The organism is Methyloversatilis discipulorum (assembly GCF_000527135.1).
GTDB classification, from domain to species: domain Bacteria; phylum Pseudomonadota; class Gammaproteobacteria; order Burkholderiales; family Rhodocyclaceae; genus Methyloversatilis; species Methyloversatilis discipulorum.
Map to the genome: position 1 here is coordinate 2,017,522 of NZ_AZUP01000001.1, position 22,871 is coordinate 2,040,392.

At 66.9% G+C, this 22,871-nt stretch carries 21 protein-coding genes; 14 read left to right on the forward strand and 7 right to left on the reverse strand.

Going from position 1 to position 22,871, the window contains the following annotated elements; genetic code table 11:
• The first annotated feature begins 309 nt into the window (after positions 1-309).
• Genes METFAM1_RS0109290 through METFAM1_RS21045 form a run of 6 tightly spaced genes read left to right on the forward strand, consistent with a single transcriptional unit; the run spans position 310 to position 7,850 of the window.
• A complete protein-coding gene (locus tag METFAM1_RS0109290; RefSeq protein ID WP_019919335.1) occupies positions 310-1,653 on the forward strand; it encodes an esterase-like activity of phytase family protein in 1,344 nt (447 codons plus the stop codon).
• A 58-nt stretch (positions 1,654-1,711) separates the two neighbouring features.
• A complete protein-coding gene (locus tag METFAM1_RS0109295) occupies positions 1,712-2,887 on the forward strand; it encodes an esterase-like activity of phytase family protein (RefSeq protein ID WP_019919336.1) in 1,176 nt (391 codons plus the stop codon).
• An 18-nt stretch (positions 2,888-2,905) separates the two neighbouring features.
• Complete coding sequence (locus tag METFAM1_RS0109300; RefSeq protein ID WP_019919337.1) at positions 2,906-4,330, forward strand: endonuclease/exonuclease/phosphatase family protein; 1,425 nt, start codon at positions 2,906-2,908, stop codon at positions 4,328-4,330.
• A gap of 47 nt (positions 4,331-4,377) precedes the next feature.
• Positions 4,378-5,097: a PEP-CTERM sorting domain-containing protein gene (locus METFAM1_RS0109305; RefSeq protein ID WP_019919338.1), complete on the forward strand. Its 720-nt coding sequence runs from the start codon at positions 4,378-4,380 to the stop codon at positions 5,095-5,097.
• A gap of 27 nt (positions 5,098-5,124) precedes the next feature.
• Positions 5,125-7,020 (forward strand): bifunctional metallophosphatase/5'-nucleotidase, encoded by a 1,896-nt coding sequence (locus METFAM1_RS0109310; protein WP_019919339.1) that lies wholly within the window; start codon positions 5,125-5,127, stop codon positions 7,018-7,020.
• Between the two features lie 29 nt (positions 7,021-7,049).
• Positions 7,050-7,850: a PEP-CTERM sorting domain-containing protein gene (locus tag METFAM1_RS21045; RefSeq protein ID WP_019919340.1), complete on the forward strand. Its 801-nt coding sequence runs from the start codon at positions 7,050-7,052 to the stop codon at positions 7,848-7,850.
• A 27-nt stretch (positions 7,851-7,877) separates the two neighbouring features.
• On the opposite strand, the gene METFAM1_RS0109320 is transcribed toward METFAM1_RS21045, so the two are convergent.
• The 4 genes from METFAM1_RS0109320 to hemN form a co-directional block, all read right to left on the reverse strand.
• Positions 7,878-9,332, reverse strand: coding sequence for an HDOD domain-containing protein (locus METFAM1_RS0109320; RefSeq protein WP_019919341.1), 1,455 nt, complete (start codon positions 9,330-9,332; stop codon positions 7,878-7,880).
• A gap of 111 nt (positions 9,333-9,443) precedes the next feature.
• A complete protein-coding gene (locus METFAM1_RS0109325) occupies positions 9,444-9,869 on the reverse strand; it encodes a universal stress protein (RefSeq protein ID WP_019919342.1) in 426 nt (141 codons plus the stop codon).
• Positions 9,870-9,900: 31 nt separating this feature from the next.
• The gene (locus METFAM1_RS0109330) at positions 9,901-10,626 is read right to left on the reverse strand and encodes a sulfite exporter TauE/SafE family protein (protein ID WP_019919343.1); all 726 of its coding nucleotides are present in this window, start codon (positions 10,624-10,626) and stop codon (positions 9,901-9,903) included.
• Between the two features lie 45 nt (positions 10,627-10,671).
• Positions 10,672-12,057 (reverse strand): oxygen-independent coproporphyrinogen III oxidase, encoded by a 1,386-nt coding sequence (hemN, locus tag METFAM1_RS0109335; protein ID WP_019919344.1) that lies wholly within the window; start codon positions 12,055-12,057, stop codon positions 10,672-10,674.
• Between the two features lie 70 nt (positions 12,058-12,127).
• On the opposite strand from hemN, the gene fnr reads away from it, so the two are divergent.
• Positions 12,128-12,862: a fumarate/nitrate reduction transcriptional regulator Fnr gene (fnr, locus tag METFAM1_RS0109340; protein WP_019919345.1), complete on the forward strand. Its 735-nt coding sequence runs from the start codon at positions 12,128-12,130 to the stop codon at positions 12,860-12,862.
• Positions 12,863-13,048: 186 nt separating this feature from the next.
• On the opposite strand, the gene miaA is transcribed toward fnr, so the two are convergent.
• Together miaA and mutL are read right to left on the reverse strand one after the other, a co-directional pair.
• Entirely contained in the window at positions 13,049-13,984 is a 936-nt protein-coding gene (miaA, locus tag METFAM1_RS0109345) for a tRNA (adenosine(37)-N6)-dimethylallyltransferase MiaA (protein WP_019919346.1), read from the reverse strand.
• Positions 13,981-15,732: a DNA mismatch repair endonuclease MutL gene (gene mutL, locus METFAM1_RS0109350; RefSeq protein WP_019919347.1), complete on the reverse strand. Its 1,752-nt coding sequence runs from the start codon at positions 15,730-15,732 to the stop codon at positions 13,981-13,983. The genes miaA and mutL overlap by 4 nt, the downstream gene beginning before the upstream one ends.
• Positions 15,733-15,821: 89 nt before the next feature.
• On the opposite strand from mutL, the gene METFAM1_RS0109355 reads away from it, so the two are divergent.
• Positions 15,822-16,478, forward strand: coding sequence for a DedA family protein (locus METFAM1_RS0109355; protein WP_019919348.1), 657 nt, complete (start codon positions 15,822-15,824; stop codon positions 16,476-16,478).
• On the opposite strand, the gene METFAM1_RS0109360 is transcribed toward METFAM1_RS0109355, so the two are convergent.
• Positions 16,399-16,926: a hypothetical protein gene (locus METFAM1_RS0109360; RefSeq protein WP_019919349.1), complete on the reverse strand. Its 528-nt coding sequence runs from the start codon at positions 16,924-16,926 to the stop codon at positions 16,399-16,401. The genes METFAM1_RS0109355 and METFAM1_RS0109360 overlap by 80 nt on opposite strands.
• A 211-nt stretch (positions 16,927-17,137) precedes the next feature.
• Between METFAM1_RS0109360 and METFAM1_RS0109365 the strand changes: the two genes are divergently transcribed.
• The 6 genes from METFAM1_RS0109365 to METFAM1_RS0109390 all read left to right on the forward strand — a co-directional run bounded on the left by METFAM1_RS0109365 (position 17,138) and on the right by METFAM1_RS0109390 (position 22,804).
• Complete coding sequence (locus METFAM1_RS0109365; protein WP_232419707.1) at positions 17,138-17,755, forward strand: hypothetical protein; 618 nt, start codon at positions 17,138-17,140, stop codon at positions 17,753-17,755.
• A gap of 66 nt (positions 17,756-17,821) precedes the next feature.
• On the forward strand, positions 17,822-18,463 hold the full coding sequence (purN, locus tag METFAM1_RS0109370) for a phosphoribosylglycinamide formyltransferase (RefSeq protein WP_019919351.1): 642 nt from the start codon (positions 17,822-17,824) through the stop codon (positions 18,461-18,463).
• Complete coding sequence (locus METFAM1_RS0109375; RefSeq protein ID WP_019919352.1) at positions 18,456-19,637, forward strand: DUF3108 domain-containing protein; 1,182 nt, start codon at positions 18,456-18,458, stop codon at positions 19,635-19,637. The genes purN and METFAM1_RS0109375 overlap by 8 nt, the downstream gene beginning before the upstream one ends.
• Positions 19,634-20,926, forward strand: coding sequence for an RsmB/NOP family class I SAM-dependent RNA methyltransferase (locus METFAM1_RS0109380; RefSeq protein WP_019919353.1), 1,293 nt, complete (start codon positions 19,634-19,636; stop codon positions 20,924-20,926). The genes METFAM1_RS0109375 and METFAM1_RS0109380 overlap by 4 nt, the downstream gene beginning before the upstream one ends.
• Positions 20,916-21,506, forward strand: a complete 591-nt coding sequence (locus METFAM1_RS0109385; protein WP_019919354.1) for a phospholipase D family nuclease — start codon at positions 20,916-20,918, stop codon at positions 21,504-21,506. Before METFAM1_RS0109380 ends, METFAM1_RS0109385 begins: the two co-directional genes overlap by 11 nt.
• On the forward strand, positions 21,503-22,804 hold the full coding sequence (locus METFAM1_RS0109390; protein WP_019919355.1) for a mechanosensitive ion channel family protein: 1,302 nt from the start codon (positions 21,503-21,505) through the stop codon (positions 22,802-22,804). The genes METFAM1_RS0109385 and METFAM1_RS0109390 overlap by 4 nt, the downstream gene beginning before the upstream one ends.
• Positions 22,805-22,871: the final 67 nt, after the last annotated feature.

Below are 22,871 nucleotides of genomic sequence, written 5' to 3' on the forward strand. Positions count from 1 at the left end.
TCGGTTCGCGGGAGGTAAAGCGCGGAGTTTACATGCAGGCCGCGACGGTTGCCGGACCGTGCACAGGGTCCGCGGCGTAACACGAAGCAACGCATTCCGTCACACGACCGTCATCTGCCGCGCGCACGAGTGATGGCGGCACGAAGGTTCGGGCACACCCCGCCCGACACGCAAGCCCCGGCGTGGCGCGGATCTGCCGCCGGCATGCGCCGAACGGCTCACCCACCCTTCATTGCATTGAAAAGACCGCTCCCTATGGTCGGCGCGTTCCCGGCACTCCGCCGGCATGAAACCTGTGGGAGACACGACATGAACGCACGCACGCAACTCACGCTGGTGCTGGCGGTGGCAGCCGCCTTTGCCGCCACTTCGGCCAACGCCGCCCAGAACACGCTGTCCGGCTGGGCCGTGATGCCGGCCAACACCTTCGCCGACGGCCCGACCTCGGGCCAGTTCGCCGGCGCCGGTGCCGGTGGCAATCCGCTGCCGCTGGTCGACATGCAACCGGTGCAGGGCTTTTCCGGCGTGCTGGCCGGCGCCAACGGCAGCTTCCGTGTGATCACCGACAACGGCTTCGGCGCACAGGGCAATTCGGCCGACACGCTGCTGCGCAGCTATGCGGTGAATGTCGATTTCCGCACCGCGCTGGGTGGCAGCGGCACCGTGTCCGCCGCCAACTGGACGACCGGCGCCTCGCTGCCCGCTTTCAACGCGGCCAGTCGCATCACGCTGAGCGACCCGAAGAACCTGCTGAGCATCAAGGTGCAGGCCGACTACACGCACTACTACAACAACGCCGCCAACCCGCTGGTCGATCCGTCGATCAAGGCAGGCCGTCTGCTCACCGGTGCCGACCTCGACGTCGAGTCGGTGCGCCAGGACAAGAACGGCAATCTGTGGTTCGGCGACGAGTTCGGCCCCTACCTGGTCAAGACCGACGCCAACGGCGTGGTGCAGCGTCGCGAAATCGCGCTGCCCGGCGTGTTCGCGCCGCAGCACGAAGCGGTGCTGAACGGTTCGGTCACCAGCAACCTCGGCGGCTCAGGCGGCTTCGAAGGCATGGCCATCAACGCCAGCGGCGACAAGCTCTACACCCTGCTCGAAAAGACTGTGGCCGGTGACCCGGCGAAGAGCCTGCGCATCAATGAATTCAGCATCGACAGCGAAAGCTATACCGGCCTCGACTACCTGTACCAGCTCGAAGCCGAAGGCACCGCCATCGGCGACATGACGGCGATCGACGACCACCGCTTCCTGGTGATCGAGCGCAACGGCGGTACCGCCACCAGCGGCACGCCGTTCAAGAAGATCTTCATCGCCGACACCACCGATGTCGCCGACGGCGGCTTCGTCACCAAGACCGAACTGGTCGACCTGATGAACATCGCCGACCCGGACGACCTGAACGGCGACGGCCTCACCAGCTTCACCTTCCCCTACGTGACCATCGAGGACGTGCTCATCCTCGACGCCAACACGCTGCTGGTGATCAACGACAACAACTACCCCGGCACCGGCGGTCGCGACTTCGGTTCCGACCACACCGAGTTCCTGAAGATCAGCCTGGCCAACCCGGTTCCGGAGCCCGAGACCTACGCGCTGATGCTGGCCGGCCTCGGCCTGATCGGCTTCGCCGCAAAGCGCCGCCGCTGATCCTTCGCGCCGGCCCCGCAGCAGCGGGGCCGGTTCGTCACGCCTGCCGGACTCCATCATGAAGAAACTGCTTCTGGCCACCGCTGTGGCCCTCTCGTTCGGCGCCGCACAGGCAGCCGACTTCTCTTTGCGCGTGATCGGCGCGACCTCGCTGCCCACTGGGGCGCTGTTCCAGGGCGTCGAATTCGGCGGCATCTCCGGCCTCGATCGCGCCGCCGACGGCAGCTACTGGGCGATTGCCGATGACCGCGGTGGCGAGCGCGGCACGCCGCGCTTCTACAACCTGTCGCTGGACTACGACGCCGCGGGCTTCAACGGCGTCACCGTCAACAGTCAGACGTATATGCAGCGCCCGGACGGCACGACCTTCCCGTCGAACGCCCGCACGGTGGACCCGGAGGGCATCCGCGTTGCGCCGAACGGCAATCTGTACTGGTCCTCCGAAGGCAACTGGAACGCGAACGCCGCCAGCCGCTATCAGCCCTTCGTCCGCGAAATGACGACCTCGGGCGTGTTCGTGCGCGAATTCGCCACGCCCGCCATGTACAACTACGTCGACAACGCGACCACCGGCGGGCGCAACAACAAACTGTTCGAAGCGCTGACGGTCACGCCGAACGGCACGATTTACACCGCCAACGAAGACGCGCTGGTGCAGGACGGCCCGCTCACGTCGATCAGCAACGGCAGCGTGGTACGCCTGACCGCGCTCGACCCGGTGAGCGGCGCGGCCGGTGCGCAGTACGCCTACGAGCTGCCGCCGATTCCGGTCGACGCGGTGCCGGGCGCGCCCTTCGGCCCGGACAACGGCCTGCCCGAACTGCTGGCGATCTCCGACACGCAGTTCATCGCGATCGAGCGCGCCTTCGCCTTCGGCGTCGGCAACACCATCCGCCTGACGCTGGCCGAAATCACCGCCGACACCACCGACGTGAGCAGCTTCGCCAGCCTGACCGGCGCCGACTACACGCCGATGCGCCGCACGCTGCTGCTGGAGATGCCGATCACCTTTGACGGCATCACGCTGGACAACATCGAAGGCGTGAGCTGGGGCAAGACGCTGGCCAACGGCAACCGCACGCTGGTGCTGGTCGCCGACAACAACTTCAGCGCCACGCAGAGCACGCAGTTCATCGCCATCGAAGTGAGCGCCGTCCCCGAACCCGAACAGTACGCGCAACTGCTGGCCGGCCTCGGCCTGCTGGCCTTCGCGCGTCGTGCCGCCCGTCGCTGAACCGTCCAGGAGAGTCCGATGAAAGCCACGCTGAAACCGCTCGCCGCCGCACTGCTGCTGGCCACCGCCGCCAGCGCCGCGCAGGCCGAAACCGTCCGCTTCGCCACCTTCAATGCATCGCTGAACCGCGACGCCTCGGGCCAGCTGCTGTCCGACCTCGCCAATCCGCTGGCTGGCGGCGTCAGCACCACGGTCGCCAACCGCATCCAGCAGGCGCACAACGTGGCGGAGATCATCCAGCGCGTGAATGCCGACGTGCTGCTGGTGAATGAATTCGACTTCGATCTGAACGGCACGCCGACCGCCAGCAGCGCCGCGATGGGCCTGGGCTATTCCAGCAATGCGGCAAAGCTGTTCCAGGACAACTTCCTGTCCGCCGGTCACGGCAACGCAGTGCGCGGCATGACCTCGGGCATCGACTACGCGTATCGCTACACGCCCAATACCAACACCGGTCTGGCGTCGGGCTTCGACCTGAACAACAACGGCGTGGTGGCCGGCGGCGACGATGCCTACGGCTTCGGCAACTTCGGCGGGCAGTACGGCTTCACCATCTATTCGAAGTACGAGATCGTCAGCGTGCGCAGCTTCCAGACCTTTCTGTGGAAGGACATGCCGGGCAATCTGCTGACCAACGACCCGACCGGAAGCAAGCTCACCGACTTCTACTCGCAGCCCGAAATCGACGCGCTGCGCCTGTCGTCGAAGAACCACGTCGATGTGACGGTGCGCATCAACGGTCAGGACGTGCACTTCCTGACCGCCCACCCGACGCCGCCCACCTTCGACGGCGCCGAGGACCGCAATGGCAAGCGCAATCACGACGAAATCCGCTTCTGGGCCGACTATGTCGCCGGCGCCGATTACATCTACGACGACCAGGGCAACACCGGCGGTCTCGAAGCCGGCGCGAAGTTCGTCATTGCCGGCGACTACAACGCCGACCCCTTCGACGGCGACAGCTTCAAGGGCACGGTCAATGGCGAGCAGTACAACGCCATCGGTCAGCTGCTGGACAACCCGCTGATCAATACCTCGGCCACGCCGTCGTCCGACGGCGGCACGGCGGCAGCCGACTACCCGAGCAACAACGGCAGCGCCAATCAGAGCCACGTCGGCGATCCGGCGCAGGACACGGCCGACTTCAGCGATGCCGCGCCCGGCAATCTGCGCGTCGATTACGTGCTGCCGTCGGCGAATCTGGACATCGAGGGCGGCGGCATCTACTGGCCGGTCGATCCGGACACCTCGGCGGCGAACAACACCGGCGACGCGTTCGATCTGGTCGGCACCTTCGGCAATCCGGGTCTGTATGGCGGCCTGCCCAGTTCCGACCACAAGGCGGTCTGGGTCGACGTGCAGGTGGTGCCCGAACCCGAACAGTACGCGCTGCTGCTGGCCGGTCTCGGCCTGATCGGCGCCGCTGCGCGCCGTCGTCGCTGAAGCACAGCGCTGTCACGAATCACAACCCACCCTACAGAGGTCAGATCATGAACATGCAGAAACTGCTCGCCGCCACGCTGCTGTGCTTCACCGGCCTGTCCGCCCACGCGGCCAGCGTCGAGGCCATCCAGAACGCCACCGTCCAGCCGGGCGGCGTGCGCACCGGTGGCAGCGGCATCAACTTCTTCAACGTCGAAGGCGCCGACTACGGCAGCTTCGCCTCCTACGGCGTGGCGCGCTTCGACATCGCGTCGCTGAAGGCACAGTTCGACACGCAATATGGCATCAATGGCTGGGTGATCGACAGCATCAGCCTGTCGCTGACGCAGTCGAACGCCGCCTTCACCGCCGACGGTGCGGTCGATGTCTACTTCACCGGCAACGATGCTGTCAGCATCGTATCGCCGAGCCCGCTGCAGTACCCGTTCGCCGGCGACTTCGCCGATGCGCAGCAGGTGCTCAGCTATGAATTCGTGCAGGTGTCCAGCGGCACGGTCGAGACCTATACGCTGTTCGATCGCGCCGCCGGCAACAACGCCGGCGCGCAGGCGCTGGCCGCCGACATCCTGGCCGATTCGCGGGTGACGCTGGCGCTGGTCGATGGCGACGGTGGCGTGGCCGCGACCTATGCCGGCTACAACAACAACACCTATGCCGGCCCCACGCTGAACATCGAAGTGAGCGCCGTCCCCGAAGCCGACAGCTGGGCCATGTTGATCGCCGGCCTGGGCCTGCTGTCGTTCGCCGTGCGCCGCAAGGCCGCCTGAGCCCGACCCAATTCCCGGAGAAACACCATGCGCCTCAAACTTCTCGCGCTGGCCGTCGCCGGCGTTGTCAGCCAGTCTGCCCTCGCCTGCACGCCCGGCACCCACAGCGCAAACGTGCTGTTCGGCAGCACCGATGCCGGCGTACCCGACCGCGTGCTGGACGCCAGCTGCGCCACCATCGACAGCCAGATCCGCGACGAGGACCCGTGGGGCAATCAGGCCGCCTTCATCGCTCACGTGTCGTCGGTGACGCTGGCGCAGCAGAAGGCCGGCAAGATCAGTGCGGTCGAACGCGCCCGCCTGCTGATCGCCGCACGCAACTCGCAGATCGGCACCACGCTGAAGGTGAAGCTGATCGCCTTCAACGATTTCCACGGCTACATCAAGCCCTTCGAAGGTTCTAGCAGCAACCCGGGCGTCACCCGCTTCTCGACCCGCATCAAGGAACTGAAGGCGCAGAACCCGCTGCACGCCGTGGTGTCGGCCGGCGACATGATCGGTGCCAGCCCGCTGACCTCGGCGCTGTTCAAGGACGAGCCGACGATCGAGGCGATGAACCGCATCGGCATCGACTTCAATGCGGTCGGCAACCACGAGTTCGACGAAGGCAAGGACGAACTGCTGCGCATGCAGCACGGCGGCAATCACCCGACAGACGCCTACTCCGGCCTCGGCATGAACGAGGATCTGAAGGGCGGCGAATTCGCCGGCGCGAAATTCCGCTTCCTCGCCGCCAACGTGCATGACACCGCCACCGGCACGACCGTGTTCCCCGGCTACGGCGTGAAGGACTTCCTCGGCAACAAGGTGGCCTTCATCGGCATGACGCTGGAAGGCACGCCGACCATCGTGTCGCCGTCCGGCGTGGCCGGCCTGCAGTTCAAGGACGAGGCCGACACCGTCAATGCGCTGATCCCGAAACTGAAGGCGCAGGGCATCGAGTCCATCGTCGTGCTGATCCACGAAGGCGGCTTCGCGTCCGGCGGCATCAATGGCTGCAGCGGCGTGTCCGGCCCCATCGTCGACATCGTCAACCGGCTCGACCCCGAGGTCGATCTGGTGGTGTCCGGCCACACCCATGCCGCCTACAACTGCCTGATCAACAACAGCGCCGGCCAGCCGGTGCGCGTCACGTCGGGTGGCCAGTACGCGCGCAACCTGACCGACATCGATCTGACCATCGACACCCGCTCGCGCGACGTGATCGCGGTGGCCGCCAACAACCTGGTCACCGGCACCGCGACCGAGGAAGACGCGGCGCTGACCGATCTGGTCGCCCACTACGACGCGCTGTCGGTCGGCCCGAAGTCGCGCGTGATCGGCAGGATCACCGCCGCCATCAGCCGCTCGCAGAACGCGGCCGGCGAGTCGGCTCTCGGCGACGTGATCGCCGACGCCCAGCTCGACGCCACCGACGATGCGGGCACCGGTCAGGCCGTCGTCACCTTCATGAACCCGGGCGGCATCCGTGCCGACCTGCCGTTCAACGCCCCGAACGGCGACGTGACCTACGGCGACGCCTTCACGGTGCAGCCCTTCGGCAACTCGCTGGTGACGATGACGCTGAGCGGCGCCCAGATCCGCACGCTGCTGGAAACGCAGTTCAACGGCTGCAACGGCCAGACCGCGACCCGCATCCTGCAGGTGTCGCAGGGCTTCAGCTACGCCTACAGCGCCGGCAACGCCTGCAACGCGCGCGTCACGTCGATGACGCTGGACGGCGTGGCGGTCGATCCGTCGGCCAGCTACCGGGTGACGGTGAACAGCTTCCTCGCCGACGGCGGCGACGGCTTCGCCGTACTGAAGGACGGCACGCAGCGCCTCGGCGGTGCGGTCGATACCGACGCCTTCGAAGCCTATCTGCAGGCCAACCCGACCGGCGTCGCGCCGGGCCCGCAGAACCGCATCATCAAGAATGACTGACGCCCGCACCTGATTCCGGAGAACACAGAATGAACCTGATCAAGACCACGCTGGCGCTCGCGCTGGCTTCCTTGGGCCTGAATGCGCAGGCAGCCCATTTCAGCCTGATTTCGGGCAGCGTCAGCGGCTCGACCAACACCAACATCAACGAGCTTGCCGCATCGTGGAACTTCGGCGGCACCTTGGATGACCTGTCGGGAAGCGGCTATCTGCTTGGCGTCGGCGGTGGGGAAAGCCTCGCCGGCAGCGTGTCCAACGTGTGGAGTCAGTCGCTTCTGCTTGACGCCGCGTCTGACCCGTCGAACGTACTCATTCAGGGCAGCCGCAGCATGTCGCTCGACGCGATTCAGCCTGTCATGGTGAATTCAGGAAGCGACACGATGTACTCCCAGATGCTGGCTGCGCTGCGCATCGAAAGTGACGGCGAAGCCGACGGAAGCGCGGTACGGGTCTCGTTCTCGGGCACCTTCGACAATATCTTTTCGAGCGCTCTAACTACCATCTCGCCGCCGTCCTTCCTTTCGCTGATCGTGCGTGGCGACGGCAACAGCACGATCGCGGAGTATGAGGTCGCGACCTTCGACAGCGAGGTCTTCAGCTTTTCGTTCGACAGCACGATTGGCACCGAACTGCGTCTGGATATTGGCTTCGGCTCATCTACCAGCATCGGGATGAGCATGGCTCCGACCGGGCCGGGAAACCTGATCGAATCGACGGCGCTGGTCAGCGGTGCGTTGTCGGTCACGCCAGTACCCGAACCGGAACAGTACGCGCTGCTGCTGGCCGGTCTCGGCCTGATCGGCGCAGCCGCCCGCCGCCGTCGCGGCTGAGATGCGACAGTCGCCGCGCCCCGCGCCTCAGGCGCGCCGCGGCGCGGCGGCGGCGTCGAGCGCCAGACCCGCCAGTTGCGCCAGGTGCAGCAGCGCGTCCTGGGTACCGGCCGGAAACGGCGGTCGCGACGGCGCGCGATCGATGTAGAGCACGCCGACCACCTGGTTCTGCGCGTGCAGCGGCACCAGTATCTGGTGCCGCTCACCCAGTGCCGCGCGCAGGCGGGCCACCGAGGGCAGTCCGGGAGCGGGCACGTGGTCGGCATCGATATCGATGACGCGGCCGTGGTCGACCAGTTCGGTCAGCGCGTCGCGCGGCGCACCGGCGAGCAGGAAGGTGAAATGGCGCATCAGCTGCTGCGCGCCGTGACCTTCGGTTGCGCGTGCAGCCAGTTGCGCGCGGTTGGGCGCCACCAGCGCGAGTACCGCGCGGTCGGCGCCCAGCGCACGGCCGGCGCCTTCCAGCGCCAGATCGAGCACCGCGGTGCTGGCCGAACGGGCCGCCATCAATGCGGTCATGCGTCGCGCGACATCCAGTTGCAGCAGCGGATCGGCTTCGGCGCCGTCGCCGCCCTCGGCCGGTGCGACGCCGGATCCAGGCGTCGGCTGCGGAATGCGCGCCGCAGCGTCCTCGCAACCATAGAAAGCGGCGATACGGGCCGCCTCGCGCGCGTGCGCGGCAACCACCGGTGTGACGGTGGCGATGTCCTGCCGCAGCACCTTCGCGTAATCGCGCATTGCGACGCGCGCACGTTCGGAATCCCATCCGCCTTCGGCAGCAACCGCCAAGCGATAGCCTGCAACGACAAGCGCTTCACGGCTGTCCAGCCGCACACCGTCAGCACAGGCATTCACCACCAGTCCGGGCAGTGCCCATTCGCGCGCCAGCTTCTGCGTCAGCGTGCGCAGACGGAAGCCGAGCACTTCCATCTCGACCTGCTCGGGCTGCGCCTTGCTCTGGCGCAGCGCCTTGTCGAGCTTCTGCCCCACTTCGCCGGAAAAGCACCAGAACGCCATCTCGCCGATGTGCGACAGCAGCGTCGCGATGAACACTTCCTCGGGCGACGCGTCACCGCGCGCGGACGCGGCGTGCCGGGCGTGCACCGCGGCGTGGAAGCAGCGCGCCATCTCGGCCGCCACGCGCTCGCGTACGCCGCCGGCGAGAAAGGCGTCGATCAGCGCGACCGACACCGCGATATTGCGCACCGTGTCGAAGCCGAGCACGACGATGGCGCGCGAAATCGTGCTGACGCGCTGGCTTTCGCCACGGAAGAAAACGGAATTGGCCATCCGCAGCACGCGCGCGGTCATGCCGGCGTCGCGCAGGATGATGGTGCCGAGCGCGGAAGTCGGACTTGCCTCGTCGCCCGCGACCTCACCGATGGCGGCGAGGGTGGCGCTGAAGATGGGCATGTCCTGGCTGCGCAGGCGGTCCACCCAGGTTTCGAGCGGATCGGATGCGGTGGCGGTGGGTACGCTCATGAGGGGGTGCGGGACACAGAAATTGACATCATGTCCCGCTAACGGCGCGCCGCAGCGAATTCTTGAGATCGGGCCGGCGCGCCGGTAAGGACGCGGCCGGCTACGCCGCGCTTACTTGACCAGCAGCACCGGGCGGTTGGAGTGATGCAGCACGCCGCTGGCGACCGAGCCGAGGGCAAAGCTGGCCAACGCGCCGTGGCCACGGCGACCCAACACGATCATTTCGCAGTCGTGCTGTTCGGCGTAACGGGCAATGGTTTCGGCAGGCGGGCCGACGTGCAGGTGCAGCACCGGCTCGATCTTCGCGTTGCGCAGGGTTTCCAGCGCCGAACGCACGGCGTCCTGACCCTCTTCGCGGTAATAGTCGTTCAGCGCTTCGCGGCTGACGTGGTGCTGCAGCAGGCCGCCGGGAACCGGCGCGTGCACGAACAGCAGGTGGATTTCGGGCTGGGTGGTCAGCATGGCGGCAAGGCGCAGCACTTCGGCCGTGGCGCGCACGCCATGATCGGAACCGTCTACGGCAAGCAGGATACGCATGGTGTTCTCGACACTTGTTATAGGAAGGTGCCTAAGTATGGCAGATGAGGCCGTTCCACAGCCCGTCGCCGAGCGTGGACGCGCGCGCCAGACCGACGATGCCGAAACCGAGCACCAGCAGCCCGGCCACCCGGCGCAGCGCCGGATGACGGGTCGCGGCACGCAGGCGGGTCAGCAGCATGCCGGCCAGCAGCAGATTGGGCAGCGTGCCCAGACCGAAGGCGAGCATGATCAGCGCGCCGCTGCCGGGTGAGCCCGACAGCAAGGCCAGACCGAGCATGCTGTAGACGAGACCGCAGGGCAGGAAGCCCCACAGCAGACCGACGCCGAGCGCCTGCGCCGGCGTGCGCGCCGGCAGGAAGCGGCGCGCCAGCGGCTGGATGCGCGCCCACAGCGGACGGCCCAGAGCCTCGACCGGCGCCAGCAGGCGCGTGTAACCGGCCAGGTAGAAGCCGAGCGCGATCATCATCAGGTTGGCGAGCACGTAGAGCGTCATCTGCACCGGCGCCGCATTGCCGGCCAGCAGGCCGACACCGCCCACGCCACCGGCTACCGCACCGGCCAGCGAATAGCTGGCGATGCGCCCACCGCTGTAGGCCGCGTGCATCGCCAGTGCCGGCAGCTGGGCACGCCAGCCGCGACGTGCGGGCTGCGGCACGCCGGCCGAAATCGCCGACACGATGCCGCCGCACATGCCTGCGCAGTGCACGCCGCCGAGCAGGCCGACGACGAAAACCGCTGCCAATCCGAGGTTCATTGAAGGTCCGGTGGAAAACGCGCGCCGGTCGGTCGGATCGCCGGCTCACACCACCTTAGAGTAGCGCACCGTTTCGCTGTCGAGACGCAGATAGCGGTCGAACACCATGCAGACCGCGCGCACCAGCAGGCGGCCACGCGGGGTGATGGCGATCCAGTCCGGCTCGATGGTGAGCAGGCCGGCCGCTTCGAGCTCCGCCAGCTCGTCCAGCTCTGACGAGAAGTATTTTTTGAAATCAATGGCGTATGTACTTTCGATCGCTTCGATCGAAAGTTCGAAATGGCACATCAGCGCACCGATCACGGCACTGCGCACGCTGTCGTCGGCGGTCATGTTGAGACCGCGCATGACCGGCAGTTCGCCGTCGTCGATGGCCTGGGTCCAGCTTTCTATCGTCCGGTGGTTCTGCGCAAAACTGGCGCCGACGCGCGAAATGGCCGACACGCCGAGGCCGAGCAGGTCACAGCCGGCGTGCGTCGAATAGCCCTGGAAGTTGCGCTGCAGGCGGCCGTGCCGCTGCGCCTGCGCCAGTTCGTCGTCCGGGCGGGCGAAATGGTCCATGCCCACATGCACATAGCCCGCCTCGTGCAGCCGGTCGATCGCCAGACGCAGCAGCTGTGGCCGCACTTCGGGGCCGGGCAGCATGGCTTCGTCGATCCGCCGCTGCGGCATGAACTGCTTCGGCAGGTGGGCGTAGTGGTAGATCGCCACGCGATCCGGCGCCAGCCGGATCAGCGTCGCCAGCGTCGCGTCGAAGCTGTCCAGGGTCTGACCGGGCAGGCCGTAGATCAGATCCACGCCGGTCGACACGAAGCCGTTCTCGCGCGCCGCTTTCAGCACGATTTCGGTTTCTTCGACGCTCTGGATGCGGTTGACCGCCCGCTGCACGAGCGGATCGAAATCCTGCACACCGACGCTGATGCGGTTGAAGCCGAGCGAACCCAGATGCGCGATGCGTGCCGCGGTGACGCCGCGCGGGTCGAGCTCGATCGAGCACTGGGCGCTGTCGGACAACCGGAAATGGGTGCGCAGGCCTTCGATCAGCCGGGTCATCTGCGCATCGTTCAGGAAGGTGGGCGTACCGCCGCCGAGATGCAGCTGGGCGATCTCGCGGCTGCCCTTGACCAGCGACGCCTTCATCGCCATTTCGCGCAGCAGCGTGTCGAGATAGGCATCGGCGCGCGCGTGATCCTTGGTGATGATCTTGTTGCAGGCGCAGTAGTAGCAGATCGTGTCGCAGAACGGGATATGGACGTAGATCGACAGCGGGCCGGCACTGGCCGTGCGCGCGGCAAGACGCGCGGCGTGAGCCCGGGCGTCGTGCGAGAAATTGAACCGGTCTGCGGTGGGGTATGAGGTGTAGCGTGGCCCCGGCACGTCGAAACGACGCATCAGCTGCGGGTCGAACACCAGTTCCTTTGCGACATTCATGATTTATTGGCACACTTTGCGGTATGTTCATCATGCAAGCGCGGCCAACACCGTGCATTGATCGCAATCAATGAACAGCGTATCGATACCGATCACCCCGCAGGGACTCCAGGTCGCCTGCTCTGCCTGCAACCTGCGCGAACTGTGCATGCCGGTCGGCCTGTCCGACGACGAGCTGGAACGCGTTGACACGCTGATCGGTGCCCGCCGCAAGATACCGCGCGGCATGCCGCTCTATCTGTCGGGCGAATCCTTCCAGTCGCTGTATGCCATCCGCACCGGTTTCTTCAAGACCGAGGTGATCTCGGAAGATGGCCGCGAACAGGTGACCGGCTTCCAGATGGCGGGCGAACTGATGGGGCTGGACGGCATCGGCTCCGGCCAGCACAACTGTGACGCACGCGCGCTGGAGGACAGCGAGGTGTGCGTCATCCCGTTCAACCGTCTGTCCGAACTGTCGCGCGAAATCGACACGCTGCAGCATCACTTCCACAAGGTGATGAGCCGCGAAATCGTGCGTGACCAGGCGGTGATGATGCTGCTCGGCACCATGCGCGCCGAAGAGCGCCTGGCCGCCTTCCTGGTGAACCTGTCGCAACGCTTCGCCTCGCGCGGCTATTCGGCGACCGAATTCAACCTGCGCATGACGCGCGAGGAAATCGGCTCCTATCTGGGTCTGAAGCTGGAAACGGTCAGCCGCGGTCTGTCACGGCTGCAGGACGAAGGCCTGCTGTCGGTCAGCAACAAGAACATCCGCATCCACAAGCTGGACGACCTGAAGCGGGCGATGAGCCCGCGCTGCTGAGCAGGCCGGCGACACGCCTAGGCAGCATCGCGACCAAAGGTCGCTCCCACACAAAGCGCGCCCGACCTGTCGCCGAGCCCGGTGATTCCTGTGGGAGCGAGCTTGCTCGCGACAGCGGCCTGAATCAAAGCCTGCGGCCCGTACCCGCCGCATCGCGACCAGAGGTCGCTCCCACACAAAACGCGCCTACGGTGTCCGGACGCTCCGCGCGAACGCGTCCATCACCGCATCCGCCGCATCGTCGCGCAGGCAGTCGATGCGCTGGTCGATCTGCATCGAGCGCAGCCAGGTGATCTGCCGCTTCGCCAGCTGGCGTGTCGCGTAGATGCCGGTGTCGCGCATGGTCGATGCATCGACCTCGCCTTCGAGGAAATTCCATACCTGGCGATAGCCGACGCAGCGCATCGACGGCATGCCGGCGTCCAGCCGGTACTTCGCACGCAGCGTGCGCAGTTCATCGACCAGGCCCTGTTCCAGCATCTGGTCGAAACGCTGTTCGATGCGCCGGTGCAGCCAGGCACGGTCCGACGGTTCGAGCGACAGCACGGTCATCGGCGGCAGCGGCGCATCGTCCTCTCGTCGGGCGTAACTTTCGGCCAGCGGCCGGCCGGTCAGCATGACGATTTCGAGTGCGCGCTGGATGCGCTGTGCGTCGGTCGGCTTGAGCCGCGCGGCGGCATCGGAATCGAGCCGGGCAAGTTCGGCGTGCAGCGCCGGCCAGCCCTGCTCCGCCGCGCGCGCATCGATGTCGGCGCGCAGCGCGGCGTCGGCTTGCGGCAGGTCCGACAGCCCCTCGCGCAGCGCCTTGATGTAGAGCATGGTGCCGCCGGCCAGCAGCGGAATACGGCCGCGGGCGTGGATTTCACCGATCAGTCGGCGCGCGTCCTCGGCAAAGCGTGCGGCCGAGTAGGCCTCTTCCGGCGACACAATGTCGATCAGGTGGTGCGGGCACAGCGCCTGTTCCTCGGCGGACGGCTTGGCGGTGCCGATATCCATGTCGCGGAACACCAGCGCCGAATCGACGCTGATCAGTTCGATCGGCAGCGCGCGCGCAATGCGGGCGACCGCCGCCGTCTTGCCGCTCGCGGTCGGGCCGAGCAGCACCAGCACCGGCGCACTCATCGGCCGCGCATGAACAGGCGGTCCAGTTCGGCCATGCTGAGCTGGACCCAGGTCGGCCGGCCGTGATTGCACTGGTCGGCGCGTTCGCAGGCTTCCATGTCGCGCAGCAGCGCGTTCATCTCCGGCAGCGAAAGCAGCCGGTTGGCACGTACCGCGCCGTGGCAGGCCATGGTGGCCAGCAGTTCGTTGCGCCGGCGCTCCACCACCTGGCTGGCCGGCGCCTCGCGCAGTTCCTCCAGCAGCGCACGCAGCAGCGCACCGGTGTCGGCACGCGCCAGCAGCACCGGCACCGCGCGCACCATCAGTTCGTTCGGGCCGGCCTGACCGATGTCGAAACCGAGCTTTTCCAGTACGTCGGCGTACTCGAAGGCGGTCGCCACTTCGCGCGTGCTCATCGACAGCACGGCGGGAATCAGCAGGCGCTGCACCGCGGGTGCTCCTTCGAGCACCTTCTTCAGCTGTTCGTAAAGGATGCGTTCGTGCGCCGCGTGCATGTCCACCAGCACCAGGCCGGCGCTGTTCTGCGCCAGCACATACACGCCCTGCAGCTGGGCCAGCGCGAAGCCGAGCGGCGGCGCGTCATGCTGCTGCGCCGGCAGATCGGGACGCAGCACCGGCGCTGCCGAAGCGGTCACCGGCGCATCCTGGCGAACGAAATCGAAGTAGCGCGCCAGCGGCTGTTCGACATTCATGCCCTGCTGCTGCGACGGCCACAGCGGGCGCTCCGGCATTGGTTCGAACGACGATGACGGCGTCACGGCGGCCGCCACCTGTATCGACGGCGCCAGCGCGCGCTCGACCGCGTGGAACACGAACTGATGCACGCCGCGCGAATCGCGGAAGCGCACTTCGGTCTTGGCCGGATGCACATTCACATCGACCGCGCGCGGATCGAGTTCGATGAACACGACGTAGGCCGGGTGGCGCGCACCATGCAGCACGTCGGCGTAGGCCTCGCGCAGCGCGTGCGCGAGCAGGCGGTCGCGCACGAAGCGGCCATTGACGAAGCAATATTGTGCGTCGCGCCCGGAGCGCGAGAAGGCCGGCTGGGCGGCGTAGCCGCTGACGCGGATCTGGCCGGCGTCGGCCTCGACCGGGCGCGCGTGCTGCATGAATTCGTCGCCGAGCAGCGCGCGCACGCGGGTCATCATGTCGCCAGCCGGCAGGCGCTGCATCAGGCGACCGTTGTGCATCAGCTGGAAGGCCACCTGCGGCACCGACAGCGCAATGCGGCCGAACACGTCGTCGCAGTGGCCGTATTCGGTCTGTTCGGTGCGCAGGAATTTCCGCCGCGCCGGCGTGTTGTAGTAGAGATCGGCCACATCGACCACGGTACCGGCGTCGAGCGCGGCCGGCTCTGCTGCGCCGCCGTTGTCGATGCGCCAGGCGTGCGCGCTGCCGGCTTCGCGGCTGGTGATGGTGACGCGCGCAACGCTGGCGATCGACGCCAGCGCTTCGCCACGGAAGCCCATGGTGGCGACCGCTTCCAGGTCGTCGAGCGAGGCGATTTTCGACGTAGCGTGGCGAGCGAGCGCGAGCGGCAGGTCTTCCGGCGGCATGCCGCAGCCGTCGTCGGCCACCCGCAGACGTTTGACGCCGCCCGCTTCGAGCTGCACGCGGATGTCGCGACTGCCTGCGTCCAGACTGTTTTCGAGCAGTTCCTTGAGCACCGAAGCCGGTCGTTCGACCACCTCGCCGGCGGCAATCTGGCTGATCAGCAGGTCGGGCAACAGGTGAATCGAGGGCATGGCGGCGCGCAGAAGGTATCCGGTGCGCGATTTTACGGGCCGCAACATGCATCCGCTATCATCGCCGCTCGATTTCAGCCGGCCTTGTCATGGAACTGCTCGCCACTTTCGTCGACCTGATGCTGCATCTGGACACCCACCTTGCGGCACTGGTGGCGCAGTACGGCGCCTGGGTCTATGCCATCCTGTTCGCCATCGTGTTCTGCGAAACGGGTCTGGTGGTGACGCCCTTCCTTCCCGGCGACTCGCTGCTGTTCGTCGCCGGCGCACTGGCCGCGGCAGGTGGCATGCAGATCGGCCTGCTCATCGTGCTGCTGGTGATGGCTGCGGTACTGGGCGACGCGGTGAACTACGCGGTCGGCGCCTGGTTCGGGCCCAAGGTGTTCCGCTGGGAAAATTCGCGCTTCTTCAACCGCTCGGCCTTCGACCGCACGCACGCGTTCTACGAGAAGCACGGCGGCAAGACGGTGATCATCGCGCGCTTCATGCCGCTGATCCGCACCTTCGCGCCCTTCGTGGCTGGCGTGGCACGGATGCGCTATGCGCGTTTCGCGATGTTCAACGTGAGCGGCGCGCTGCTGTGGGTGGTGTCTCTGACGCTGGCCGGTTACTGGTTCGGCAACCTGCCCTGGGTGAAGCAGAACCTGACGCTGGTCATCCTCGCCATCATCGCGATATCACTTGCGCCAGTGGCAGTGGCCTGGGTGAGATCGAAAGTGTCCGGCGCGTCGAATCAGGCAACCTGATCCGAGGCCAGCAAGCCTCGAGTGCGACGCAGTAGCGTTCGGCGCCAGCGACGATGACGACCACGCCGGCGCGCTGCACGTCGGCCAGCAGGTGCTCGGCCCGCACGCTGGCCATGCGCTGGTCGGTACGGCCGAAAACCGTGTCGGCGCCTTGGCCGAGGTGCAGATAGAGCAGCGCCGAATGTTCGCGCGCCTGCTGCAGCGACGGGCGCCACTGTTCCGAAGTGATCGGCTCGTCGTTGGCCGCTTCCAGTTCGACCCGCATCAGAGGCTGGTCGCGCAGCCGCGCCAGCGCCATCGCCAGCGCGTCGCACTGAACGTCCTGACCGCCGCAGATCAGAACACCGCCGTGATCGACGCGCGCCAGCGTGCGCAGCAGCCGGCCGAAACGGCGGCTGCCTGCCTTCACACCGGGTGCACGCACCCTTTCCAGCGGTTCCATCTTCATGGCGGTTTCTGCTCTTTCAGGGCCCTGCGCGGGCGGTCTTCCGCAACTGCGGCGATCCGCCACGAATGGCCCGGGTTGTCGTACGCTGTCGGTCATGAACGCTATGACAGCCTGCAAGCCGATTGTGCGCGTCCTGTGTTGCGCCGCGATAGCCAACTTGATCACGGGCTGTTCGGGCACTGGTCAGAAACCCGCGCCAGTGGCCGATTCCATGCATCCTAAACAGATTGTTAAAAGTGACATCGACCGGGTGCTGGAGGCGCATCACCGGGAAATATTCGCCAGTCTGGAGCGCCTGGCCGACAAGCTGTACAAGCGCAATCCGCGCGAGTGGCGACGCGCCGGGCTGGACAGTCGCGAAGCGGCGATGGCCCGACTGTTCGTTGCGCAGCACGACTGGCGGCTGCCGGAGTTCGACAACCGGCGCGGCATCGACGTGATGAGACTGGCTTTTGCGCCGGATTTCGCCGGCGACCGGGTGGCCGCGCTCATCATCGGCATGGGTGGCATGATCCAGACCGCCTGGGCCGATCGCAGCGAACTGTTCATCATGGATGAACTCGATCCGCAGGCGCTGTCGAACTGCGCGCGCAATATCGAAATCTCGGCCTGGAAGCTGGCGCAGTCGCGCGACGAACTCGGCGCGCCGCTCCTGCTGTCGAACGAGATCGGCATCGACGGCACGCGCAATCTGAGTTTCGAGCGCGAAATGGGCAAGATGATCGGCTGGCTGGACATGAGCGCGCAGATCGTCGCCGACAAGAACCGCCGCGTCGTCACCCGCATCCTGCAGTCGCTGGCGACCGCCGTCTTCCTGCCGGTCAGGTAGTGCAGACAGCGGCTGGGCGATAATCCGGCCTTCACACCCGACCTTCGCCTCCGTCTCCGAAACCGAATGAAATCCGTCGTCATCCTGATCTCCGGGCGCGGCAGCAATATGCGCTCCATCATCGAGGCGGGCCTGCAGGCCCATGTGCGCGCCGTCATCAGCAACCGGCCGGACGCCGGCGGCCTCGCCTACGCGCGCGAGCACGGCATCGCCACCGCGGTGGTCGATCACACGCAACACCCGGATCGCGCCGCCTTCGACCGCGCGCTGGCGCAGGAAATCGACCGCCACGCGCCGGATCTGGTGGTGCTGGCCGGCTTCATGCGCATCCTGACACCCGGCTTCGTCGAGCACTACGCCGGCCGCATGATCAACATCCACCCCTCGCTGCTGCCCGCCTTCACCGGCCTGCACACGCACCGGCGCGCGATCGAGGCGGGTTGTCGCATCGCCGGCGTAACCGTGCATTTCGTGACCGGCGAACTGGACGGCGGCCCCATCATCGCCCAGACCGCGGTGCCGGTGCTCGCCGGCGACGACGAGGCGACGCTGGCCGCGCGCGTGCTGGCGCAGGAACATCTGCTCTATCCGCGCGTGGTGCGCTGGTTCCTCGAAGACAGGCTGACGCTGCAGCACGGTCGCGCCGTGCTGCGCGACGAGGCGACGCCGGCCACCGGCGCGCTGACCGCTCCGGGTGCGGATGACTGAGCCGCTGACCCGTTCGCGACTGGCGCTCGCGCTGCTCGTTTCGCTGCTGCTGCACCTGTTGCTGGCCGGCGGACTGAGCAGCTTCGACCACCGCGCCGGACCGGACGAATCGCTGCTCATCCGCGCCGCCCTGGTGCCGGCGCCGCTGCCACCACCCCCACCGGTGCCGGCGCCCGAAGCCGAGCCCGCGCCGCCGCCTCCACCGCCAAAGCCCGCGCCCAAGCCACCCCGTGAGCCACGCGCACCGGCGCCGACGCCCCCCGAGGCGCCGTCCGACGGACAGGTCGACGCCCCACCGCAGGTCGGCAACACCGAAGACGCCGAGCCCGAAAGACCGCGAATTCCGGATGAACCCGAGCGCGATGAAAACGACGAGCCCGGGCGCGATACGGCCGAGGACGACACGCAGGAGGTGTCACCGCAACAGGCCCTGGTCGGCGAAGCCAGGCTGGAATTCGAGGTCTATCGCGGCGACAGCCTGCGCATCGGCGAAACCCGCTATCACTGGGTGCACGACGGCACGCGCTACCGGATGGACACGGTGACCGAAACCACCGGCCTGGCCGGCCTGCTCAAACCGCTGCGCATCGAACAGTACAGCGAGGGCGACGTCGGCGCCGACGGTCTGCAGCCGCGGCGCTTCGTACAGGATTCGAAACAGGCCAAACCGCCGGACGAGCAGGTCGATTTCGACTGGACGGCCAGTCAGGTTATGCTGCGCAGCGGTTCGAAGACGACGACGCACACGCTGACGCCGGGTTCGCAGGACATGGCGAGCCTGTGGCTGGAAATCATCTGGCGCGCGCAGCGGGGCGGCGAGTTCGACTTCAACGTCGCGACCGGCCGCCGCTACACGCCGCGCTGGTTCGTGCCGGACGACGCGCCGACCGGACTCGATACCGCGCTCGGGCGCCTGCTGGTCAAGCGCCTGCAGGTACGCGCCCAGCCCGGCGACAACCAGATCGAGGTGTGGCTAGCGCCCGACCTGCGCTGGCTGCCGGTGCGCATCCGTTTCACCGACCGCAAAGGCGACGTGTACGACCAGCGCGTGCGCCGCATCGAGTACGAAAACCGCAGCATCGTCGCCGCACCGGCCTCCGCCGCGTCCGGCACGACGATGCCGGCGTCCGACCCACGCCAGACCGATTCCGACATTCCAATATTCCTGCGATGAAACCGAACGAGAAACTGATAGACGCCACCGCCGACGTACTGACCCGGCTGCTGCGCTTCGAACACCCGGCCGACGGCGTGCTGTCCGCCTACTTCCGCGAGCAGCGCGCGCTGCAGTCGCGCGACCGCGCCTTCATCGCCGAACACGCCTATCTGGTGCTGCGCCGCCTGCGTTGGCTGCGCGCGATTGCCGGTGAACACGCCGGTGCGCGCAAGCTGCTGATCGCCGCGATGGCACGCATCGAAGGCCTGGGCCTCAAGCAGCTGGCGCCGCTGGTGTCGCGCAACGAGGCCCAGTGGCTGGAGACGCTGGCGCCGAGCAAGGCCGAGGACCTGTCGCTGGGCGAGCGCACCGACCTGCCAGACTGGGTGATCGAGCGCCTGTCCGCGCAGATGGACGAAGCGGCGCTGCTGTCGCTGGCGCGCGCGCTGAACCAACAGGCGCCGCTGGATCTGCGCATCAACCTGATGAAGTCCGACCGCGAGGCGGTCATGGCAACCCTGGCCAACAACGGCATCGTCGCCACGCCCGGCGCCTACTCACCGTGGGCGCTGCGCCTGAACGAGCGGCCTTCGCTGTCGAAGAACCCGCTGTACGAAAAGGGCATCATCGAAGTGCAGGACGAAGGCAGCCAGCTGCTGGCCCTGCTGTTGGCACCGAAACGCGGCGAAATGGTGGTCGACTTCTGTGCTGGCGCCGGCGGCAAGACACTGGCCATCGGCGCCATGATGCGCTCGACCGGCCGTCTGTACGCCTTCGACGTGTCGGAGAAGCGGCTGCTCAAGATGCGCCCGCGCGTGGCGCGCTCCGGGCTGTCCAACGTACACCCGGTACTGATAGACAGCGAGTCCGACATCAAGGTGAAGCGCCTGGCCGGCAAGATCGATCGCGTGCTGGTCGACGCGCCCTGTTCCGGCCTCGGCACGCTGCGCCGCAACCCGGACCTGAAGTGGCGCCAGACGCCGCAGGCGGTGACCGAACTGATCGCCAAGCAGCGTGCCATCCTCGCCGGTGCGTCGCGGCTGGTGAAGGCGGGTGGCCGCCTGGTCTATGCGACCTGCAGCCTGCTGGACGAGGAGAACCGCGGCGTGGTCGACGACTTCCTGTCGTCCCACCCCGATTTCGTCCGCGTGCCGGTGAATGAGCTGCTCGCCGCCGCCCGCATCGAACTCGACACCGGAATCGATCTCGAATTGCGGCCCGACGCACACGGCACCGACGGCTTCTACGCGGCGGTGCTGGAGCGCCGCGGCGCCGACGACAAGAAGGAGGACAAAAGTGAGGAGTGATCTGCGCGGCCTGCTGTTCGCCGCAACGATGCTGGCGGCGATGCCGCTCAGCGCCGGCCGCACGCTGCCGGCCGAAGGCAAGGTCGAAGTCGCATTCGCGCCCTGGGACGACGTCGAACGGCTGGTGATGGACCAGATCGACGGCGCCAGGCAGGCGGTCTATGTGCAGGCCTACACGCTGACCAGCCGCAACATCGTGAAAACCCTGATCGCCGCCGCCGAGCGCGGGGTCAAGGTCGAGGTGGTGGCCGATCGCGACAAGGTACTGAAGGACGAGCGCAGCGCGCTGCCGCGCGCCGCCGGCAACGGCGTGAAGGTATGGCTGGACGGCGATCACGCCGCCGCGCACAGCAAGGTGATGATCGTCGATCCGGACGGCAAGGAACCGGTGGTGGTCACCGGTTCCTACAATTTCAGCTACTCGGCGAAGAGCGAGAACGCCGAGAACGTGCTGGTGATCTCCGGCCATCGCGCGCTGGCGCAGACCTATCTGGAGAACTGGAAGCGCCATCGCGCGAAGTCGATGAGCTTCGCCGACGCGGTGGTGCAGACCCAGGCGAAGGATGCGGCAGCTCAATGACGGAAATTTCGTTCGACGCGCTGATGCACATGCTGTCGCTGAACAGCACGCGCATCGAGCTTGCTGTGGTGGCCGCCTGTCTGGCGCTGGCCGGCCTGATCACTCGCCTGCTCATCCGGCGCCAGCGCCGGCAGGCGGGCGTTGAGACACTCGGCGCCACCGCCCGCCTCGGGCTTGAAGGTCTGCAGCGCCTGCTGTTCCCGCTCGTGGGCATCGCCCTGCTGTCGATCGCCCGTGTCGTCGTCGAACTGCTGCAGGAACCGCCGGTGCTGATGCGTCTGGTCATCGCGATGCTGGTGGCGATGGGCGTCATCCGCCTGGTCGTCTACGGGCTGCGCCAGGTGTTCTCGCCGGCCGGCTGGCTCAGCACCTTCGAGTTGCTGATCGGCCTCACCATCTGGTCGGCCTGGGTGCTGCACGCGCTCGACATCCTGCCGGAGGTGATCGAATGGCTGGACAGCCAGCAGGTCGCGCTCGGCAAGCAGAAGCTGTCGCTGTGGGCACTGATGCAGGGCGGCGCCTGGGTGCTGGTGACGCTGATCGCCGCTGTCTGGCTGTCCGGTTCGGTCGAACGCAAGCTGATGCGCGCGCCGCTGGACAGCAATCTGCGCATCGTGCTGGCGCGCCTTTCGAAGGTTGCGCTGATGTTCCTGGCGCTGATGGTCACGCTGCCGCTGGTCGGCATCGACCTGACGGCGCTGTCGGTGTTCGGCGGCGCGCTCGGTGTCGGCCTCGGTTTCGGCCTGCAGAAGATCATGGCCAATTACGTGTCGGGCTTCATCATCCTGCTCGACCGCTCGATCCGCATCGGCGACCTCATTTCGGTGGGCGCCGACCGCGGTCAGGTGCAGCAGATCACCACCCGCTACACCGTGCTGCGCAGCCCGTCGGGCGTGCAGTCCATCGTGCCGAACGAAACACTGGTCAGTTCGGTCGTACAGAACGAGGGGCTGTCAGACCGCGAGGTGCGCGTGGCGATATCGGTCCAGGTGGGCTACGCCGACGACGTCGAGCGGGCGCTGGTCATCCTGGAAGAATGCGCCCGCGCGCATGAGCGCGTGCTGTCCGAACCGGTGCCGCGCGCTTTCCTGCATTCCTTCGCCGATTCCGGCATCAATCTGGAACTGGGTGTATGGATCACCGACCCCGAGAACGGTACGCTGGCCATCCGCTCCGCCGTACAGCTCGAAATCCTGCGCCGTTTCCGTGCCGAAGGGATTGAAATCCCCTTCCCCCAGCGCGAAATAAGAATACTGGGGGATGCCAGCAATGTTGCATTGTGTGACGCCAAGGCTTGACGCTGCGCAAATTGACCGCTAGCCACTCTCGCGTAGAATCCGCATCTTCAAATCGTGTATCAAGGGA

What these genes read in the sequence shown, in the direction of transcription:
- METFAM1_RS0109290 (WP_019919335.1), top strand. Translation starts at nt 310, where the DNA reads ATGAACGCACGCACGCAACTCACGCTGGTGCTGGCGGTGGCAGCCGCC.
- METFAM1_RS0109295 (WP_019919336.1), top strand. Translation starts at nt 1,712, where the DNA reads ATGAAGAAACTGCTTCTGGCCACCGCTGTGGCCCTCTCGTTCGGCGCC.
- METFAM1_RS0109300 (WP_019919337.1), top strand. Translation starts at nt 2,906, where the DNA reads ATGAAAGCCACGCTGAAACCGCTCGCCGCCGCACTGCTGCTGGCCACC.
- METFAM1_RS0109305 (WP_019919338.1), top strand. Translation starts at nt 4,378, where the DNA reads ATGAACATGCAGAAACTGCTCGCCGCCACGCTGCTGTGCTTCACCGGC.
- METFAM1_RS0109310 (WP_019919339.1), top strand. Translation starts at nt 5,125, where the DNA reads ATGCGCCTCAAACTTCTCGCGCTGGCCGTCGCCGGCGTTGTCAGCCAG.
- METFAM1_RS21045 (WP_019919340.1), top strand. Translation starts at nt 7,050, where the DNA reads ATGAACCTGATCAAGACCACGCTGGCGCTCGCGCTGGCTTCCTTGGGC.
- METFAM1_RS0109320 (WP_019919341.1), bottom strand. Translation starts at nt 9,332, where the DNA reads ATGAGCGTACCCACCGCCACCGCATCCGATCCGCTCGAAACCTGGGTG.
- METFAM1_RS0109325 (WP_019919342.1), bottom strand. Translation starts at nt 9,869, where the DNA reads ATGCGTATCCTGCTTGCCGTAGACGGTTCCGATCATGGCGTGCGCGCC.
- METFAM1_RS0109330 (WP_019919343.1), bottom strand. Translation starts at nt 10,626, where the DNA reads ATGAACCTCGGATTGGCAGCGGTTTTCGTCGTCGGCCTGCTCGGCGGC.
- hemN (WP_019919344.1), bottom strand. Translation starts at nt 12,057, where the DNA reads ATGAATGTCGCAAAGGAACTGGTGTTCGACCCGCAGCTGATGCGTCGT.
- fnr (WP_019919345.1), top strand. Translation starts at nt 12,128, where the DNA reads ATGAACAGCGTATCGATACCGATCACCCCGCAGGGACTCCAGGTCGCC.
- miaA (WP_019919346.1), bottom strand. Translation starts at nt 13,984, where the DNA reads ATGAGTGCGCCGGTGCTGGTGCTGCTCGGCCCGACCGCGAGCGGCAAG.
- mutL (WP_019919347.1), bottom strand. Translation starts at nt 15,732, where the DNA reads ATGCCCTCGATTCACCTGTTGCCCGACCTGCTGATCAGCCAGATTGCC.
- METFAM1_RS0109355 (WP_019919348.1), top strand. Translation starts at nt 15,822, where the DNA reads ATGGAACTGCTCGCCACTTTCGTCGACCTGATGCTGCATCTGGACACC.
- METFAM1_RS0109360 (WP_019919349.1), bottom strand. Translation starts at nt 16,926, where the DNA reads ATGAAGATGGAACCGCTGGAAAGGGTGCGTGCACCCGGTGTGAAGGCA.
- METFAM1_RS0109365 (WP_232419707.1), top strand. Translation starts at nt 17,138, where the DNA reads ATGCATCCTAAACAGATTGTTAAAAGTGACATCGACCGGGTGCTGGAG.
- purN (WP_019919351.1), top strand. Translation starts at nt 17,822, where the DNA reads ATGAAATCCGTCGTCATCCTGATCTCCGGGCGCGGCAGCAATATGCGC.
- METFAM1_RS0109375 (WP_019919352.1), top strand. Translation starts at nt 18,456, where the DNA reads ATGACTGAGCCGCTGACCCGTTCGCGACTGGCGCTCGCGCTGCTCGTT.
- METFAM1_RS0109380 (WP_019919353.1), top strand. Translation starts at nt 19,634, where the DNA reads ATGAAACCGAACGAGAAACTGATAGACGCCACCGCCGACGTACTGACC.
- METFAM1_RS0109390 (WP_019919355.1), top strand. Translation starts at nt 21,503, where the DNA reads ATGACGGAAATTTCGTTCGACGCGCTGATGCACATGCTGTCGCTGAAC.